The sequence below is a fragment of the Mesorhizobium sp. M4B.F.Ca.ET.203.01.1.1 genome (genome assembly GCF_004791025.1).
In the GTDB taxonomy this organism is placed as follows: domain Bacteria; phylum Pseudomonadota; class Alphaproteobacteria; order Rhizobiales; family Rhizobiaceae; genus Mesorhizobium; species Mesorhizobium abyssinicae.
The window spans coordinates 1-432 of the sequence record NZ_SRUO01000069.1; the positions used below are offsets into that span (position 1 = coordinate 1).

Here is a 432-nt window from a genome sequence, read left to right on the forward strand (position 1 = left end):
GGAACACCATCAGGCCCTGCGCGTTGGTACCGACCAGCGACTGCGACTCGATGAAGTCCTTGTACTCGTTGTAGTAGCCGCTGACGCTGACGTAGGCCGCCGGCGACAGGAAGCGCAGGCCCAGCTCCAGGCCATCGCTGGTTTCCGGCTTCAGGTCCGGATTGGGAATGGCGGTGTAGCCGAAGGCGAAGTTGGTGAAACCGAGGTTGACGTCGTTGTACGGCGGCGAGCGGAAGCCACGCGAATAGCCGGCGAACAGCGACCATTCGTCGGTGAAGCGGTAGACCATGCCCAGCTTCGGCGAGACGCTGGTCTTGGTCAGCCTGGCCACCGCAACGCCGGGATTGTCCTCGGCGAAGATGCTGTCCACTTCCGGCTTCAGTTCGTAGCGGTCCACGCGCACGCCCGGCACCAGCGAGAGCTTGCCGCCGG

Annotated in this window: 1 protein-coding gene; it reads right to left on the bottom strand. The window is 64.4% G+C overall.

Features of this window, described 5'->3' with window-relative positions; all coding sequences use genetic code 11:
* Positions 1-432: TonB-dependent receptor (locus EN846_RS33645; RefSeq protein WP_135928105.1), on the bottom strand; the 432-nt coding region annotated here is incomplete at both ends.